The 3,698-nt window shown below is 40.6% G+C and carries 6 protein-coding genes; 3 read left to right on the plus strand and 3 right to left on the minus strand.

Annotated features, from left to right (window positions below):
* The 3 genes from ACFIKJ_RS08720 to ACFIKJ_RS08730 all read left to right on the plus strand — a co-directional run.
* Positions 1-1,299: Bgr_08870 family protein (locus tag ACFIKJ_RS08720; RefSeq protein ID WP_375670503.1), on the plus strand; the 1,299-nt coding region annotated here is incomplete at its 5' end.
* A 9-nt stretch (positions 1,300-1,308) separates the two neighbouring features.
* A complete protein-coding gene (locus tag ACFIKJ_RS08725; protein WP_375653982.1) occupies positions 1,309-1,560 on the plus strand; it encodes a hypothetical protein in 252 nt (83 codons plus the stop codon).
* A 164-nt stretch (positions 1,561-1,724) separates the two neighbouring features.
* Positions 1,725-2,033 (plus strand): HigA family addiction module antitoxin, encoded by a 309-nt coding sequence (locus ACFIKJ_RS08730; RefSeq protein WP_375627594.1) that lies wholly within the window; start codon positions 1,725-1,727, stop codon positions 2,031-2,033.
* A 9-nt stretch (positions 2,034-2,042) separates the two neighbouring features.
* On the opposite strand, the gene ACFIKJ_RS08735 is transcribed toward ACFIKJ_RS08730, so the two are convergent.
* From ACFIKJ_RS08735 to ACFIKJ_RS08745, 3 genes are all read right to left on the minus strand, one after another.
* Positions 2,043-2,429, minus strand: a complete 387-nt coding sequence (locus tag ACFIKJ_RS08735; RefSeq protein ID WP_375627070.1) for a hypothetical protein — start codon at positions 2,427-2,429, stop codon at positions 2,043-2,045.
* Positions 2,422-2,673: a type II toxin-antitoxin system Phd/YefM family antitoxin gene (locus ACFIKJ_RS08740; protein WP_375645208.1), complete on the minus strand. Its 252-nt coding sequence runs from the start codon at positions 2,671-2,673 to the stop codon at positions 2,422-2,424. The genes ACFIKJ_RS08735 and ACFIKJ_RS08740 overlap by 8 nt, the downstream gene beginning before the upstream one ends.
* Before the next feature lie 124 nt (positions 2,674-2,797).
* Entirely contained in the window at positions 2,798-3,331 is a 534-nt protein-coding gene (locus ACFIKJ_RS08745; protein ID WP_375626900.1) for an antA/AntB antirepressor family protein, read from the minus strand.
* Positions 3,332-3,698: the final 367 nt, after the last annotated feature.

A 3,698-nucleotide genomic window follows, 5' to 3' on the forward strand; every position in this document is an offset into this window, starting at 1 on the left:
TTCCCAATCTTGCGGGAAAACTTGACCAAAATTGATCAAGCCATTGTTGATATTGAGGAAAAGGTAGAGGGAAAAGCACCTTCAAAACACACGCATAGCATAAGCGAAATCACAGACCTTGAAGCGGCTCTCAAAGGCAAAATGTCAGCCGATAAAACCTTCTCATTTGCTGATTTAAGCGATATCGAGGGAGCACAAGATGCAGCCAACAATTATGTTCTCTATAAATCAAGCAATAATAACTTCACCTTTGGCAGTGCTGTATCTTTGCTTGGCTCTCATCAACATAAGATTGAAGATATTGTGGGGCTCGATAAATTTAGAGCCAAGCTTAATGAAGACCTCACAAGCTATGGACACCTCACAAGCCCAAATGAATGGCGAAGTTATAATAAATTTACCAGCAAAGTCACTATGAGTGGTGGCTTAGAACTGTTGGGTAATTCGTCGTTTAACCTTATCCATAACAACAAAGTCGTTAGCAGTCTAAACACAACCGGAAGCATGTTGAAGGGACCTCTTAAAGTTGATGGTGCGGAAGTTTATAGCAAAAATGAAGCTCTTGTTGCTCTTCAAGAAATACGTGATGAAATCACGAAATTAAGAAAAGCGACGTCCCCCCTTGAAATCCTCATGACAGAAAGTGGCACTATCCCGTTTCCTGAAGGTATGACCGATAACACAGAAATTGAAATATGGGCATGGGGTGGTGGCGGAGGTGGGGGAGATGGGGCCAAAGGTAAATCCAGCTACGGTGGCGGCGGCGGCAGTGGAGGCCAAAGTGTGTATGTTAAAATTAAAGCTTCACAGTTAAAATCCGCAAAAATTATTGAAATTGGTCGAGGTGGACGAGGCGCTTCTCCGGGAGGCGGTGGAGGTGGTGGTGGTTATACACGCATTGAAGGAATTATTACAGCATATGGGGGGCCAGGAGGAGGAGGTGGTGGTGGTGGCAGCGGCGGCGTATCAAGTTTCAATGGTAGTTTTGGGGGCGATGCTAGTTCTAATGGTTATAGAGGTAGTTCTTTTATTTACGCTGGTGGGAATGGCGGCAACGGTGGTAGTGGTCATGGTGGAAATTCTTTTTTTGGCGGCGGCGGCGGTGGGGGTGCTGGTGCTAATAATGGTAACGGCGGTTATGGCGGAGAGAGCCATAAAGGTGGCAGAGGTGGTAAAGGCTGCAAAGGCAGTGGACAAGGAGGTGGTGGTGGTGGTGGTTATTTCCCAGGAGAAGATGGTGGTGTTGGTAAAGGAGGAAATGGCGGTAATGGAGCAGTGTTGTTGAGATTTTTTATATAGGAGCACTTCATGGAATATGCAGTTGTTGAAAATGGTGTGGTAACAAATATTATCGTAGCGTCAGAAGATTATGTTCATGCCTTTGATGGTGAGGCAATCGCCTCAAGTGAAGCGCAGATCGGCTGGACTTATAAGGACGGAGTCTTCTCTCCTCCCGTTGTTGAGGAAAGCACAAAACAGCTCTCATCTACTGAAATGACAGAAACAGACGCACCCGTAGAGCCCATAAAAGAACCACAAGAGAAAGATAATCAAGTCTAGGCGATAAGGCTTGTATGATTTTCTTTCTTTAAAACCATTTTTGACTGACAGTGTCAGTCTTATGGAGCATGGTGATGCTTGTTACAGTCTCTTCATTGATTTGGAGAGCAAAATGACAATAGAATTTAAACTTCGTATTCACTTTATTAAGAAAAGATATAGTTATGAATGACATTCCTGCACAAAGAGATAAAAACCGTTGTCCTACTCATCCAGGAGAAGTTTTGGCAGAAATTATTCCTGAAACTGGCAAAACGAATACAGAAATCGCACAGATGCTTGGTATATCACGCCAACATCTCTATGATATTCTAAATGCCGAAAAGCCTATATCTCCTTCTCTTTCGGCTTGTCTTGGCAAAATGTTTGGGAATGGAGCTGCCATATGGTTACGTATGCAAGCGAATTATGATGCGTGGCATGCTGAACGTGAAACAGATGTTAGCAAAGTTCCAACACTCCACGCTGTTTGACTTTGTGACTCAATCTCTAGAGACTTTTCCAAGTGGTTTTATTGCTTTAACTTCTTTAATTTTAAGTGCAATTTTACGCACGAAAGCGAGGCTAAAACGCCCTTGTGGTTTTAAATCTTCAAAGTCAAACAAAGATTCGCAAGGAACAACATTAAATTCATCAACACGCACCCAAGATTGCTTTTGCAACCCCGCACGTTTACATTCTATCTCAGGTACTTTTAAGCTATATTGTAAATTAATAGGCTCTTGAGAAGTGATAGGAAACAAAAAGAAATGGCTTTCAGTTTTAACCATAACACAGGAAGGACGCGCTTTGCGCCCCGAATGTTCACCTTTTTGCGCTTGTTCGTGCCATAAATAATAATATTGAACAACATCCCCTGCTTTAAACATATTCGTCGCCATTTAAAATATCATCTAAACCACGATCTAAATCGTCTAATATATTTTGCGGTGCATCTGCATAAACAAAAGATTGTGCACCAGAACGCGCTTTTATTAATTCATGATATAAATCAACAGGAAGCATAATGATTTTTTCACGCCCTCGCTTTGTTAAAGCTACAGGTGTAGACATAGCCTCGTCTAAAATATCGCCTGCCCCGCGGTTTACATCTGTAAAACTATATTTTTTCATATGCACATCCTATCTTTAATGTATAATACGTATTATACGTACAATATGTATTATGTAAAGATATTTTATGCTGTTAACTACCTCCCCGCCTCAAAGACGAGGAGATAAAATCATGTTTTTAAAGTTAAGCAGCTTTTGTAATCGGACTTGCTAAGACCTTTTTTGCTTCTTTAATGAGGGCTTTATATTTTCTGTTTTCTTCGTCTACTCTGAAGGCATCAAGAAGACGCATATGAATTGGACCTAAAAGATACAAAACTTTTTCACCAGGTTTCATACCTTCCCAATAACTTGGCAAATCAAAACGCGTATCACGATCATAATCAACAGATTGGTTTCTCAGTTTCTTTTCACACTCAATAAAGTAACGGCGTGCTTGACGTCCTTTCTCGTTACGTTCCACCATTGAGAGCTCTTTCGCCATGTCTAAAGTGATGTGATATTCTGTACTTGGACGACCGCCTTTAGGTTTTACTAAATTTTTAGTAAAACTCGCAAAGTCCTTATTTTCTAGGAAACCATATTCTTTAATACGATTAATAATCCAATCGTTAAAACGAGATGTTACCTTCAAAAACGTATGCAAATCACGAGCGTTAACAGTTTGAACAGTTTCCTGATCAATGATTTGTTCCGATATTGGAATAAGAGTATTCATGAGAACTCCTTGTTGTTAGACGTTTTTCATTGACATTTTTTATAAAAATGCCGGGTGCTGAAAAACACGGCAACAAGCCCGTCGTTATGCCTTTCCCCCGAAAGGGTATTGTATAGCGTAACCACACCCGACAAAGCTATTATATGCGTGTAGCATATAATGAGTCAAAGTCTTTAATGTACAGAAGACTGATTATTTCGGTAACCAATCCGCTTGTTGTTTTAAGGTGTTTTTCAAGCACCTTTGTATGAATCTAACGGTTTTGAATATTTTGTCAAGTCGTTTTCAAAAGCGGCTTTTTACCTCTCATTTTTCCCATTCATTTTCATTCACCCCTCATTTAAAGGAGCATAAAGTATGGCAATAG

This window comes from Bartonella sp. PS7NMGDW, from assembly GCF_042193585.1.
GTDB classification, from domain to species: Bacteria; Pseudomonadota; Alphaproteobacteria; order Rhizobiales; family Rhizobiaceae; genus Bartonella; species Bartonella grahamii.